Origin of the sequence: Picosynechococcus sp. PCC 7002 (genome assembly GCF_963860125.1) — a bacterium.
In the GTDB taxonomy this organism is placed as follows: Bacteria; Cyanobacteriota; Cyanobacteriia; order Cyanobacteriales; family MRBY01; genus MRBY01.
Map to the genome: position 1 here is coordinate 2,866,961 of NZ_CAWLFA010000001.1, position 12,682 is coordinate 2,879,642.

Consider the following 12,682-nt stretch of genomic DNA (forward strand, 5'->3'; position numbering starts at 1 on the left):
GTCGCAAGCGAAACAAACAAAAGCGCTTCTGCTCAGTCCGCAAGCCCCCATCGTCTAGTGGCCTAGGACACCTCCCTTTCACGGAGGCGACAGGGATTCGAATTCCCTTGGGGGTACTAAACAAAAAAAGAGCTTCAGTTTCGGCTGGGGCTCTTTTTGCATTGAGGCATTGTTGAATTGTGGCCATCTGGACAGCAGAAATCTTAGCGGAAATGCGGCGATCGCTTTTGGATTGGTATCAGCAGGCGGGCCGTACATTACCCTGGCGCAACGAACCGGATATTTATCGGGTCTGGGTTTCGGAGATTATGCTCCAGCAAACCCAGGTAAAAACGGTGATTCCCTATTACGAACGGTGGTTAGCACAGTTCCCGACGGTGGAAGCCCTAGCCGCAGCGGATTTACAGGCTGTTTTAAAGCAGTGGGAAGGGTTGGGATATTACGCCCGGGCGCGGAATCTTCACCAGGCCGCGCAACAGGTGGTGACGGATTTTGCAGGGCAGTTTCCTAAAGATTTAGACAAGATGCTGTGCCTCAAGGGAATCGGGCGGACGACGGCTGGAGGCATTCTCAGTTCGGCTCGCAATTTACCGTTAGCAATCCTCGATGGCAATGTGAAACGGGTTTTGGCGCGGCTCATCGCCCTAGAGGTGCCGCCTGCTAAAGCGTTGAATGAACTATGGGATGTTTCAGAGACCTTGCTCGATCCAGAAAATCCCAGGGATTTTAACCAAGCCTTGATGGATTTGGGGGCGACCCTCTGCATGGTGAAAAACCCGGATTGCCCCCGCTGTCCTTGGCAAAACCATTGCACTGCCTATCTCAAGCATCAACCGACGGATTTCCCTCGCAAGGCCCCAAAAAAACAAATTCCCACGAAAAAAATAGTAGCGGCGATCGCCTTTAATCTGGAGAATCAAGTTTTTATTCAACAGCGGCCCCAGGACGGACTTTTGGGAGGCTTGTGGGAATTTCCGAACCAGGAAGGCAATATTCAGCCCTTACTCACGGATTTATTTCCAGGGGCGCAATACGAACGCCGTTTAAACACGGTTTTCCATGCCTACACCCACTTTAAAATCCAGGTGGAACCGCAAATTTATCGGGTAAATTTATCGGGGGCAGGCTGGGTCTCGCTCCAAAGCCTCAAGAATTATCCTTTCTCAAAAGCCCATTTGAAAATCATTGAACAGTTGCAAGATCCTCAACTAAGCTTGCCCCTTTAGCGTTTCTTGCCGTGGCATTGTTTAAATTTTTTGCCACTGTTACACCAGCAGGGTTCATTTTTCTTCGGTTGTAGGGGCGGCAGAATGTCCCCTTCGAGGTAAAACCAGCGGCCTTTTTCTTTAATGAATTGCGATCGCTCGTGGAGTTGCCCCACGGTTTTTCCTTTCTGGTAAACGGCGACAAATTCCACCATGCCCGTTTCGTCCTGGGGTTGGCCCGCTGCCGTCGCGAGAACAGTTAAACTCAACCAAGAAACGCTATTCGCCGTTGCCGTAATCAATTGGCGACTATTGGCAGTATGGCGGCTGGGATGTTCCGTCTTCAGCAGGTAATCCACATCCCGAAAACAGTAGGCGGTGTAGCGCGATTGCATCAGGGCTTCGGCGGTGGGGGCAGCCAGTTGACCTTGAAGATAAGGGGCACAACATTGGGCCAAAGGCTTTTGACTGCCGCAGGGACAAAGACGGCTAGGGCGATCGCCAGAAATTAACACAGGCAAACAATGGGAAAGAACGGTCTTATTTTACCGAGCTACCGAATTCTAAAAGTTTATTTAAATGGTGTAAGCCAGCCCTGTTGCCTCCCGAAATTCAACGCCAAAGCCGTCAAACCAAAGACCACAAAATTTTCGCCACAGGCCGCCATAAAGGGCCAACCCTTTTGGGCGATCGCCGATCCCGCATCCACCAGGGCTACCCCCCGCACCAGGGCAAACGCCGCAATCACCCCAGCATTCAATTGGGGATTATCATCGGTGCGCACCGCATAACGGTAAGTCAGGGCAAACAAGGCACCGGATAAGGCGGAAGTACCCAGATTAACCAGCAAGGTGAGAGTGCTAAGGCCGCCACCAAAATTTAGGGGCAATCCTTCAGAACCAACAAAACGATGGAGTAGCAAAAGTCCGAAGCTCAGCAATCCGGCAGTCACACCACCGGCGATCGCCGTTTTTAAAGAAGCAATGCGTTCGGCAGCAGAAAAACGAGAAGAAGTTGTCATGGGGGTCAATGGCGGTGATTTTTAATGATTTTAAGCGTTCTGACCTTGGCTTGCGGTAGGGTAGCAAGCAGCCTTTTTATCGTCATTTTCGGTGTTTGAGAATAAGAACATGAGTGATGTTGTTTTCGTTGGAGGAGGTCATAGCCATGCGATCGCCCTGAAAATGTGGGGTATGCAGTCGCGAGCCAAGGCGCGCTTAACTCTGATCAGTGATGTCACCTATACGCCCTATTCTGGGATGTTGCCGGGCTATGTAGCGGGCTTTTATGACTACGAAGAAACCCACATCGATTTACGGCGCTTGGCCCATTTTGCCCAGGCAGACTTTTTGAAAGATAAAGTAATTGGTCTCGACCTCAACGAAAAACTCATCCATTGCCAAAATCGCCCCCCTGTCCGCTTTGACTATCTCTCGTTAGATATTGGCAGTACCCCGGCAACAGAAACGATCCCTGGGGTAAAAGCCTATGCGATCGCCGCCAAACCCGTCCCCCAATTTTTAGCCGCCTGGGAAAAGATTCTAAAAATGGCGACCCAAAACCCCAACCAGAAGCAGGAAATCATTATTGTGGGGGGCGGTGCTGGGGGAACAGAACTCGCCTTTAATATTCACCATGCCCTCAGCCAACGTTTAGCTTCGCCCGAATTATTAGAGTTGCACCTCGTCCACCGGGGCCAGCAACTCATGGGCACTAATCAAAATTCTGGGGTTAGTCGCCAGGCCCTCCGACTACTGCGACAACGGGGTATTCAAGTTCACCTCCGGGAAACGGTTGTTGAAGTAACGACCACGGGCTTGCGATGTCAGTCAGACTTAACGTTGATGGGTAAAGTGATCTGGGTGACCCAGGCAGCGGCTCCCCCTTGGCTAAAAGAGAGCGGCCTCCAAACCGATGATCAAGGCTTTGTGCTCGTAGATCAAACCCTGCGATCGCCTTCCCATCCCTTTGTGTTTGCGGCTGGCGATATTGCCACGATGCGCGACGAGCCACGACCCAAAGCAGGGGTATTTGCCGTACGCCAAGGGAAACCACTACTGCGAAATATACAGCGGGCCATCCTGGGCGAAACATTAGAAGCCTATCATCCCCAAAAACGTTATCTCGCCCTCATTGGTACAGGGGACAAACAGGCCTTTGCAACCTGGGGAAAATTGAGTTGGCGATCGCCTCTGTTGTGGCACTGGAAAGACCGCATCGACCGCAAATTTATGGCGCAATTTTCTGACCTGCCCCAAATGTCTCAGGCTACCCAATCCCCGTCGGCAGAACAACTCAAAATGTATTGTGCTGGTTGCGGTGCCAAGGTCGGCAAAAATATCTTAGCGAGCAGCTTAAACAGCTTAACTTTACCTACCCATGCCGATGTGGTTGTGGGCCTGGAGCAGCCCGATGATGCGGCGATTATCCAAATTCCCAGGGATCAACTCCTCGTCCAAACCATTGATTATTTTCCGAGCCTCCTCAACGACCCCTTTTTACTAGGAAAAATCGTCACCCACCATTGCCTCAGCGATCTCTATGGAATGGGAGCCAAACCCCACAGCGTTCTTGTCCTGGCCACCTTGCCCCACGGGCCAGCAACGGTGCAGCAGGGAATGTTGCAACAATTGCTCGCAGGGGTTGTCGAAATTTTAAATCTGGACGACATTGCTTTAATTGGCGGCCATACCAATGAAGCGGATCAATTAGGTTTAGGGTTAACCTGCAATGGTCTGTTGCAAAAAGACGCAATTTGGCGCAAGACGGAGTTAGCACGAGATCAACTGCTGATTTTAACGAAACCTTTGGGGACAGGAACCCTTTTCGCCGCAGAGATGCAAGGAAAAACAAAAGGGCATTGGATTGACGGGGCGATCGCCACCATGGTGCAGTCCAATAAAACAGCGGCGGAGATTTTACGAAGCCATGGGGCCACTGCCTGTACTGATGTAACCGGGTTTGGACTGGCGGGTCATCTACTGGAAATGCTACAACCCAAGGGTTTCAGCGCGGCACTCCACCTCGACCAGTTACCGATCCTAGAAGGTGCCATCGAGACTCTGCAACGGGGCTTGACCAGCTCCCTCGCGCCCCAGAACCATACCGCTGAACAATTTATCCAGGTCACCATGGCCCAACGGGAACGGCCAGAATATGAATTGATCTTTGATCCCCAAACCTCCGGTGGCCTGTTAGGGGCGATCGCCCCGGAAAAAGCCCAGGCTTGTCTCCAAGCGCTGCGAGCCGAGGGCTATCCCCACAGCGTTGTGATTGGCCACATTCTGGCGGAACAGCGGCCTTACTCAATCTTGATTACCTAGGGAACCGGGACAAAATCATAGCCAAAGCCCGACCGTTCCCCTGGTTGCACCGTCACCATTTCCAGCGCCTGATTGCGATCGCCCGACGGCAAGAATTGGATCGTTTGGGCGGCCCCCAACGCCGAAAAATTCGGACTGGCGAGGGTTTGTTGCAGATTTTGACGATCTGGTGTGGAACTTTGTTGAATCCCGGTCATCAAGGCGATCGCCGCATCGTAACTCAGGGCTGTGCGCCAGTTCACATCACCCCCCCACAGAGCGCGGGACACCTGAGGAAAGGTGCCATTGGTATGGTTCAAAATGTGCCAAGGAATCGCCACCACCATATCCACGGCATCGCGCCCACCAATTTGTAGGGTTTCTGGCTTGTAGAGACTATCCCCAGCGACAATAGGCAACTGATTTTCATTCACCTGGATGATCTGGAGCGCTTGGTTGAGGGTCGGGGTATCGGTGACGAGGGCGATCGCCGTTACCCCTTTATTTTTCGCGTCCGTGAGAGCTTGGGCACCATTAAATCCCCCTGGACTCACATCCACCTCGGCCACCACGGTGCCACCACGGGTAAAGAGTTCTGTGGTGAGGCTGTCCTTGAGGGAATTACTATAGCCACTGGTACTGTTAAAAAACACCACTACCTGCCGCTGATTCAGACGCTCTAAAAGATAGTTGGCCAGGGCTGTCCCCGTGAAGCGATCGCTGGGCACCGTCCGAAAAATATAATCCCCTGCCGTGGAGAGGGACACCGCCGTACTCGTGGGGGAAATCATCACCAGGTTCTCGGCCTCATAGATTTGGGCCGCCGCCAAACTGGTATCACTACTAAAATGACCCACCACCCCCAAAATGTCCGCTTGATCCGCGAGGGCTTGGGCCACCTCAGCGGCGATCGCCGGATCCCCATCATCATCAGCAAGTACCACCAAAAATCCACGACCCCCATCAAGGGCTTCCTTTTGGGCCTGGGCCACACCCCGCAAAATTTCCTTCGCGCCGCTTGTATCGGTATCCACTGGTAAAGAGACCACTACGGCGATCGCCTGGGGATTGGCAGTTTGCTGGCGGATTTTGGCGTTATTCAGATAAATCAAAGTTTCAGGATCGTTGGGGCTCGCCTGGAGAGAAGCTTGAAAGAGCCGAATTGCTTCCGGGAAATCTCCTGTTCCATAGGCCGCAATTCCCTGTTCTTTGTCCGGTTGGCGATCGCCTTGGAGCAGTAACCTTTCCCCTCGACTAAGGCGATTTGCGGTTTCCCCCTGGCCAATTACATCTCCCAGGGAAGTCGGCAACTGGAGAGATTGATTTTGTTGGAGAAACCACCAGCCACCAGCGCCCAATAACCCCAAGGTGATCACCAAGGCTCCCAACAATGCCGCCGTATCATTCTTTTTCGCCATGGCTTTTTTCTCCTCTACTACCGAATGCCTCTACTGTGATTGTGCCGAAAAATTCCCTCAAAACGTTGCTTCATAGCCGAAGAAACCATAAATCTTCTTGAATGACGTCTTTTTGCCTCTTATCCAGTTGATCTGGAATCGTTTGATCTGTCGGCAAAAATTCCAATGCACCGGAGGAAGAACCATTACGCAAACCAGAGGAGACTTTAAAGGCGATCGCGGAGCTTGACCAAAAGAGTGCGAAAATTTTGGCTAGTATTAGGTCGATGTTGGGTTTGTCGCTGGTTTCGGCTTTGCGTAGGTCATGGGATAGCTGGTTTCGGCTTCGCTCAACCAGCTTTTAAGACAGATGAGGGTTGAGCGAAGTCGAAGCCCGATCTTTTGACAACAAGGAGTCAACTATGCCCCACATGTATATTTTGGAATGTGCCGATGGATCGTTTTATACGGGTAGTACGAAGGATTTAGAGCGGCGTTTATGGCAGCATCAAAATGGGCAGGGGGCTAATCATACGAAGAAACGTTTGCCTGTTAAATTGGTTTATGCGGAATATTATGATCATGTGGCAAATGCTTTTTATCGGGAGAAGCAGGTGCAGGGTTGGAGTCGGGCGAAAAAGTTAGCTTTGATGAATAGCGATTGGGATCGTCTTCATGTTTTGGCGGAATGTCAAAACGAGTCGCATTACCAAAAACGAAGAATTAGCGAGGGCTGACAAATTAATGAGGGCTGACAAATTAATGAGGGCTGACAAATTAATGAGGGCTGAGCATTGTCGAAGCCCGGTCGCTGGTTTTGGCTCCGCTTAGCCAGTAAAGGCGATCGCCTCCAGTGCAAGAGCGTTCCAATCCTCAACTCTCACTTATGTCATTGATTAGGAGCATCTACCTATGATCCCGCCGGGATAGGTTTTATACTGGATAGGACATAAAAATTCCAAGTCAAAAAACTGCGAGGTATTACAACACCAGTGTTTGTCCTCTCCGGCTATGAATATTTCCTAGGCTTTCTCATCGTCAGTAGCCTAGTCCCGATCCTTGCCCTCACCGCATCGAAACTGCTGCGCCCTAAAGGGGGTGGGCCTGAACGCAAAACCACCTACGAATCAGGGATGGAACCCATCGGCGGCGCGTGGATTCAATTTAATATCCGCTACTATATGTTCGCCTTGGTGTTCGTTGTCTTCGACGTGGAAACCGTTTTCCTTTACCCATGGGCGGTGGCCTTTAACCAACTCGGCCTCCTTGCCTTTGTTGAAGCCCTCATTTTTATCGCAATCCTCGTGATTGCCCTTGTGTACGCCTGGAGAAAAGGAGCCCTTGAATGGTCATGAATCCGACATCCTTTGAACAACAGCAAACCGAAAAACTGCTCAACCCCATGGGGCGATCGCAGGTCACCCAAGATCTCTCGGAGAATGTCATCCTCACCACCGTTGATGACCTCTACAACTGGGCGCGCCTCTCTAGTCTGTGGCCGCTTCTGTACGGGACAGCCTGCTGTTTTATCGAATTTGCCGCCCTCCTTGGCTCCCGCTTTGACTTCGACCGTTTTGGCCTCGTGCCCCGTTCTAGTCCTCGTCAAGCAGATCTAATTTTGGTCGCTGGTACCGTCACCATGAAAATGGCCCCGGCCTTGGTGCGCCTTTATGAAGAAATGCCCGAACCAAAATATGTAATTGCTATGGGTGCTTGCACGATCACCGGCGGGATGTTCAGTAGCGACTCCACCACCGCTGTCCGGGGTGTTGATAAGCTGATTCCGGTGGATCTGTATATTCCCGGTTGTCCCCCCAGACCAGAAGCCATCATTGATGCCATTATCAAATTGCGCAAAAAAGTTTCTAACGAAACCATTCAAGAACGGTCTTTAAAAACAGAACAGACCCACCGCTACTACAGCACCGCCCACAGCATGAAAGTGGTAGAGCCAATTCTCACCGGGAAATATTTGGGCATGGATACCTGGAACAACCCGCCGAAAGAACTCACCGAAGCGATGGGAATGCCTGTTCCCCCTGCACTGCTGACCGCGAAACAAAGAGAGGAGGCCTAAGCGATGGCAGAAGAAAATCAAAACCCCACCCCCGAAGAAGCCGCCATTGTTGAGGCGGGTGCTGTCTCCCAATTGTTGACAGAAAACGGTTTTAGCCACGAATCCTTAGAGCGAGATCACTCTGGTATCGAGATTATTAAAGTCGATGCTGATCTCCTAATTCCCCTCTGCACTGCCCTCTATGCCTTTGGGTTTAATTATCTCCAATGTCAAGGGGCCTATGATTTGGGGCCAGGCAAAGAATTGGTGAGTTTCTACCATTTGCTGAAGGTCGGAGACAACGTGACTGACCCAGAAGAAGTCCGCGTTAAGGTATTTCTACCGAGAGAAAATCCAGTGGTACCTTCGGTGTATTGGATTTGGAAAGGGGCCGACTGGCAAGAGCGGGAAAGCTATGACATGTACGGCATTGTCTATGAAGGACACCCCAATCTAAAGCGGATTTTGATGCCGGAAGATTGGATCGGCTGGCCGCTGCGGAAAGACTATGTTTCCCCTGATTTTTACGAACTCCAGGACGCTTATTAAGGTCTACCGAACAGCATTGACGGCTTGGAATTTGTTGTGGCACCTCCTAGATGGGGGTGTTTTTTTATTTTGTAGCTTGGGGGAGACTACAACATTTTCTGAACTTTTGGGTCAGTGGCCCAACGGCGTTGCCTACCATTTGAAAGAAAACTCCTGAGAATTTAGAGATAGCAATGGGTATCAAAAAGGCGATCGCCACTTTTTTTATTAGCACAGCACTTTTTCCCCTAGGCTTCAGCAATAGTGCCCAGGCCGAGGTCGCAACTCTAGAATTTGATTACGAAACCCCCGATCACTCTGGAAGTATTACCAGCCAGGGAGTAACGGCGAATCTCAGCTATGCCGAACAAACCAATCCAGAGGGCTGGAGCAACTATGTTCCGACCTTGACTATTCAGGTGGATGAGCGAGAAGTGTTACGGCGGACAGAAGACAGTTCCTTTATGATGTACAGCCTGGTGCAAATCGCGGAGATGGATCCTAATAATGACTTCCCAGAGGTGATTTTTTCCCAATATTCCGGTGGTGCCCATTGCTGTGCCATGGTGCAAATTTTTACCCACAATCCCGACAACAATACCTGGGAAGTGGTCGATTTAGGGGCCTTTGATGGGGGGCCAATTCCCGTCGAAGATCCCGATGGCAATGGTATTTATGAATATGTCACCAGTGATAATCGGTTTCTCTATCGCTACAGCAGCTATGCTGGCAGTTTTCCGCCCGTGCAAGTTTGGCAGCTAGACGGTTTAACTTTACAGGATGTCTCCCAAGAAGAACGGTTTTACCCCCTCCACCGGGAACGACTCCAAGCGATGTGGGCCGCGATTCAAAATGCAGAAACAGAAGGCTATGAAGTGAATGGGATGCTGGCGGGCTATGTGGCGACAAAGGCCATCCTCGGTGAAACCCAAGCGGGCTGGAATTTAATGCTCAATCGCTACGACAGAATCAGTGATTGGGGCCTCGAAGAATGCCGGGGCAATTTTGACGATCAGGGCAATTGTGAAGGAGGCTTGTTGACCTATGATTCTTTCCCCGCAGCCCTCAAAGACTTCCTAGAAGAAGCAAATTATTTAACAGCAGGAGAAATCAAGTAATTTTTCTGGGAAAAACTCACGGTAAATATTTAATATAAGCGAGGTCACAGCGGGCGGTTTCGACATCGGTAATCGGTTGATAGCCTTGGCTTTCATAGAGTTGAACCGCTTCCTTGAGAACAGTGACAGTTTCGATCCAGATTTCTGCAAAGCCCCGGTTGGCGATCGCCTTTTCGAGTTCCTCCAGGAGATATTTTCCTAAACCCTGGCCCCGCACTTCAGGCAGAAGATACATTTTACGGATTTCGACGGCCTTGTTGCCTTTGGGAATGGGGTAGTAGGCGGCGGTGCCGACAATGGTTCCGGCCTGCTCGATAACCCAAAATTCACCACCCTGCTGCCAATAATAGGTTTCGATATTAAATAATTCCTCGTCGGCTCCTTCCGGTTCCCAGGGTAAACCGTACTCTTTTAAAACCTGTTCAATGACCTTGGCCGCATCGGCGCGATCGCCTGGTTGCCAATCCCGTACCCAAAATTTATCTCGCCAAACTTGATCCATGGTGCAAAGCCTTAACCTGAGGCGAAGCTATTATGCCATGGTTTTTATTGATCGCTCTGGAGCTTAATAATCGCGGCCTCGATATTTACGGGTTTTGGGGGCAGGGGCTTCCGGTGGTGGTGAGGCAACAGTCGGCGTGGGCGGTTTTAGTTCAGGTGTATTTGAAGACACGGCAGGGGGAGCAACGGGAAATTCTTGACCCGCTTCTAGCTCCCGTTTCAGTTCCATGATGCAGGTGACGAGGGTATTGTTGACGATGTTGATATTTCCCAGTACCTTGGCGACGGTTTTGAGGCCACTGACGGCTTCGATCGCAATGCTATTGAGATCAAATTGAGGTAAAAGATCCGCTGCTCCATTGGCGATCGCCGTTTCTCGATCTGCCGGGGCCACCTTACGGGTTTGGGCCGCAATTAAAATCACTGGAATCGGTTGCTCAAAGCTTTGCATCCACTGGCAAAATTTCGCCGTATCAAAGCTGGGTAGTTGTTGCTCTAATAAAATCAAGTTGGGTAAAGATTGTTGGGCCGCCGCCAAATCCAGGAGCTCTCCCTGCAGATCAACGCTGAAGGGCAAGATCACAGACTGTAGCCCTTGGGAATGGAGGATTTTTTCCCAGATGTTCCCCTGCAACTCCGCTTGATGGAGAATCACGATTTTATCGGCAATGTTCATCAGCATTGGTTTTTATGAATATCCATAGGGGTGTGCGGAGGGGCGATCGCCACAGGGTAGAAACCCAAGTGATGCAACGGATATGACTCAACGGCCGCTGAGGGCTTGGTGGGTAACAACATCCCCTGGGGAGATACAGCTCATTAAAAATTATCCTTGAGTCCAAGGTTCATCTTAAGGAGTATAAATTTTTTTCTTAGTGACGAAAGCTACATTTTGCGCGGCTTTAATGACGTAATACAAGATTATTACGGCAATACACTCATGGACCATAATTATGGGTTCTTCATTTTTATTTTGCTATGACTTTTTCATTTGATTCGTGGTTTCGGGGGCTTTCCCCTCGGCTTAGCTACCCATTTCGCCGCCAGGGCCGCTTATTGCTTTTGGCCTGTATGTTACCGCTCCTTTGGCAGGGGGTGGCGATCGCCCAAGGGAGCCTTGGTGAAATTCCCCCAGCCGTTCAGGTCACCCTAGATACCCTCTGGGTGGTTTTCGCGGCGATGCTCGTGTTCTTTATGAATGCGGGGTTTGCAATGTTAGAAAGCGGCTTTTGTCGGGCGAAAAATACCGTCAATATTTTGGCGAAAAACCTAATTGTCTTTGCCCTTTCGAGTCTTGCTTTTTGGGCGATCGGTTTTGCCCTGATGTTTGGCGATGGCAATGCCGTTTTAGGCTGGAATGGCTTTTTTCTTACTGGGGCAGATAATAGTCCCCTCACAGGTTCGGCCTACAGTGGGATTTTTTCGTCCCTAAGCTGGGCGGGGATTCCCCTTTACACCAAGTTTTTCTTCCAATTGGCCTTTGCGGGAACGGCGGCCACCATCGTTTCTGGGGCCGTGGCGGAACGGATTAAGTTTGCTTCTTTCGTGATTTTTAGCCTGTTCTTAGTGGGATTTTCCTATGGTATTACCGGCCACTGGGTTTGGGGGGGCGGTTGGTTAGCGACCCTCGGGTTCTATGATTTTGCCGGATCAACGGTGGTACATTCGGTGGGCGGTTGGGCTGCTTTGATGGGGGTGATCCTCTTGGGGCCACGCCTCGAAAAATTTGCTGGCGATCGCATCAATGCCATTCCGGGTCACAACATGAGTACCGCCACTTTAGGGGGATTAATCCTCTGGTTGGGTTGGTTTGGGTTTAACCCAGGTTCCACGATGGCCGCTGATCCCGATGCCATTAGCCACATCATCGTTACGACCAATATGGCTGCTGCCGCTGGGGCGATCGCCGCGACCATTACCTCCTGGATTCAATTTGGGAAACCAGACCTTTCGATGATCATTAACGGTGTCCTGGCTGGGTTGGTGGGGATTACTGCCGCCTGTGCCTATGTGAATGTTCCTTCGGCCATCGTGATCGGGGCGATCGCCGGGGTGATCGTGGTTTTTTCGGTGCTGACCTTCGAGGGTTTACGCTTTGATGACCCCGTTGGTGCTCTCTCGGTACATCTCGTCTGTGGTATTTGGGGCACCCTGGCCGTGGGCTTATTCAGTGTGGGGGGTGATATTTACCCTTGGTACGCCGCCGATGCTGGCCCCAGCGCCGGATTATTATTCGGGGGTGGTGTTGCCCAACTGCTCAGTCAATTTATTGGTGTTGTCGTGGTTGGTATGTTTACCGCTGGCTTTAGCTTTGCCATCTGGTTAGTCCTAGAACTGAGTATGGGCCTCCGGGTGAGCAAAGAAGAGGAACTAGAAGGTCTCGATATTGGTGAACATGGTATGGAAGCGTACCACCGCTTCTTCCGGGAATAATCTCAGCACCTCCTTTCCTTAGGGACTCACCCGCCGCCTTCGGCACCTCCCTCCAGGGAGAATGTTAGGAGGCTCTTTAGCATAACCAACAAAATCTCCTTTAGAGGGGATTTTTTTTACATAAAAAACACCCTAGGTTTTA

13 protein-coding genes and 1 tRNA gene are annotated in these 12,682 nt (G+C 50.9%); 9 read left to right on the plus strand and 5 right to left on the minus strand.

The annotated features are described in order from the left end of the window. Nucleotides 1-43: 43 nt before the first annotated feature. Nucleotides 44-116, plus strand: a tRNA-Glu gene (locus AACQ84_RS13770). Between the two features lie 63 nt (nt 117-179). Beyond that, nucleotides 180-1,226, plus strand: coding sequence for an A/G-specific adenine glycosylase (gene mutY, locus AACQ84_RS13775; protein WP_012308333.1), 1,047 nt, complete (start codon nt 180-182; stop codon nt 1,224-1,226). On the opposite strand, the gene AACQ84_RS13780 is transcribed toward mutY, so the two are convergent. Further along, the gene (locus AACQ84_RS13780; protein ID WP_041443673.1) at nt 1,223-1,720 is read right to left on the minus strand and encodes a YchJ family protein; all 498 of its coding nucleotides are present in this window, start codon (nt 1,718-1,720) and stop codon (nt 1,223-1,225) included. The genes mutY and AACQ84_RS13780 overlap by 4 nt on opposite strands. Before the next feature lie 56 nt (nt 1,721-1,776). After that, nucleotides 1,777-2,226: a hypothetical protein gene (locus AACQ84_RS13785; protein ID WP_041443675.1), complete on the minus strand. Its 450-nt coding sequence runs from the start codon at nt 2,224-2,226 to the stop codon at nt 1,777-1,779. A gap of 109 nt (nt 2,227-2,335) precedes the next feature. Between AACQ84_RS13785 and selD the strand changes: the two genes are divergently transcribed. Further along, nucleotides 2,336-4,528, plus strand: coding sequence for a selenide, water dikinase SelD (gene selD / locus AACQ84_RS13790; RefSeq protein ID WP_012308336.1), 2,193 nt, complete (start codon nt 2,336-2,338; stop codon nt 4,526-4,528). Here selD and AACQ84_RS13795 read toward each other — a convergent pair. Then, nucleotides 4,525-5,925: an ABC transporter substrate-binding protein gene (locus tag AACQ84_RS13795; RefSeq protein ID WP_012308337.1), complete on the minus strand. Its 1,401-nt coding sequence runs from the start codon at nt 5,923-5,925 to the stop codon at nt 4,525-4,527. The genes selD and AACQ84_RS13795 overlap by 4 nt on opposite strands. 401 nt (nt 5,926-6,326) lie before the next feature. Between AACQ84_RS13795 and AACQ84_RS13800 the strand changes: the two genes are divergently transcribed. The 5 genes from AACQ84_RS13800 (at nt 6,327) to AACQ84_RS13820 (ending at nt 9,606) form a co-directional block, all read left to right on the plus strand. Further along, entirely contained in the window at nt 6,327-6,641 is a 315-nt protein-coding gene (locus AACQ84_RS13800; RefSeq protein ID WP_012308339.1) for a GIY-YIG nuclease family protein, read from the plus strand. A gap of 255 nt (nt 6,642-6,896) precedes the next feature. Further along, a complete protein-coding gene (gene ndhC / locus AACQ84_RS13805; RefSeq protein ID WP_012308340.1) occupies nt 6,897-7,259 on the plus strand; it encodes a photosynthetic/respiratory NAD(P)H-quinone oxidoreductase subunit C in 363 nt (120 codons plus the stop codon). After that, nucleotides 7,250-7,981, plus strand: a complete 732-nt coding sequence (gene ndhK, locus AACQ84_RS13810) for a photosynthetic/respiratory NAD(P)H-quinone oxidoreductase subunit K (RefSeq protein WP_012308341.1) — start codon at nt 7,250-7,252, stop codon at nt 7,979-7,981. The genes ndhC and ndhK overlap by 10 nt, the downstream gene beginning before the upstream one ends. Nucleotides 7,982-7,984: 3 nt before the next feature. Continuing rightward, nucleotides 7,985-8,509, plus strand: coding sequence for an NAD(P)H-quinone oxidoreductase subunit J (locus AACQ84_RS13815; protein WP_012308342.1), 525 nt, complete (start codon nt 7,985-7,987; stop codon nt 8,507-8,509). A 173-nt stretch (nt 8,510-8,682) separates the two neighbouring features. After that, a complete protein-coding gene (locus AACQ84_RS13820) occupies nt 8,683-9,606 on the plus strand; it encodes a hypothetical protein (protein WP_012308343.1) in 924 nt (307 codons plus the stop codon). A gap of 16 nt (nt 9,607-9,622) precedes the next feature. Here AACQ84_RS13820 and AACQ84_RS13825 read toward each other — a convergent pair whose 3' ends face one another. Both AACQ84_RS13825 and AACQ84_RS13830 read right to left on the minus strand, forming a co-directional pair. Continuing rightward, nucleotides 9,623-10,108 carry a GNAT family N-acetyltransferase gene (locus AACQ84_RS13825; protein ID WP_012308344.1) on the minus strand — a complete coding sequence of 162 codons (486 nt, stop codon included), beginning with the start codon at nt 10,106-10,108 and terminating at the stop codon, nt 9,623-9,625. A gap of 63 nt (nt 10,109-10,171) precedes the next feature. Further along, a complete protein-coding gene (locus AACQ84_RS13830) occupies nt 10,172-10,789 on the minus strand; it encodes a response regulator (RefSeq protein WP_041443677.1) in 618 nt (205 codons plus the stop codon). Between the two features lie 296 nt (nt 10,790-11,085). Between AACQ84_RS13830 and AACQ84_RS13835 the strand changes: the two genes are divergently transcribed. Then, nucleotides 11,086-12,540: an ammonium transporter gene (locus AACQ84_RS13835; RefSeq protein WP_012308346.1), complete on the plus strand. Its 1,455-nt coding sequence runs from the start codon at nt 11,086-11,088 to the stop codon at nt 12,538-12,540. Nucleotides 12,541-12,682: the final 142 nt, after the last annotated feature.

Bases quoted from the DNA above. Each gene is read 5' to 3' on its own strand.
- AACQ84_RS13800 (WP_012308339.1), top strand. From the start codon at position 6,327: ATGCCCCACATGTATATTTTGGAATGTGCCGATGGATCGTTTTATACG.
- AACQ84_RS13835 (WP_012308346.1), top strand. From the start codon at position 11,086: ATGACTTTTTCATTTGATTCGTGGTTTCGGGGGCTTTCCCCTCGGCTT.
- AACQ84_RS13785 (WP_041443675.1), bottom strand. From the start codon at position 2,226: ATGACAACTTCTTCTCGTTTTTCTGCTGCCGAACGCATTGCTTCTTTA.
- AACQ84_RS13815 (WP_012308342.1), top strand. From the start codon at position 7,985: ATGGCAGAAGAAAATCAAAACCCCACCCCCGAAGAAGCCGCCATTGTT.
- AACQ84_RS13825 (WP_012308344.1), bottom strand. From the start codon at position 10,108: ATGGATCAAGTTTGGCGAGATAAATTTTGGGTACGGGATTGGCAACCA.
- AACQ84_RS13820 (WP_012308343.1), top strand. From the start codon at position 8,683: ATGGGTATCAAAAAGGCGATCGCCACTTTTTTTATTAGCACAGCACTT.
- ndhK (WP_012308341.1), top strand. From the start codon at position 7,250: ATGGTCATGAATCCGACATCCTTTGAACAACAGCAAACCGAAAAACTG.
- AACQ84_RS13795 (WP_012308337.1), bottom strand. From the start codon at position 5,925: ATGGCGAAAAAGAATGATACGGCGGCATTGTTGGGAGCCTTGGTGATC.
- AACQ84_RS13830 (WP_041443677.1), bottom strand. From the start codon at position 10,789: ATGCTGATGAACATTGCCGATAAAATCGTGATTCTCCATCAAGCGGAG.
- selD (WP_012308336.1), top strand. From the start codon at position 2,336: ATGAGTGATGTTGTTTTCGTTGGAGGAGGTCATAGCCATGCGATCGCC.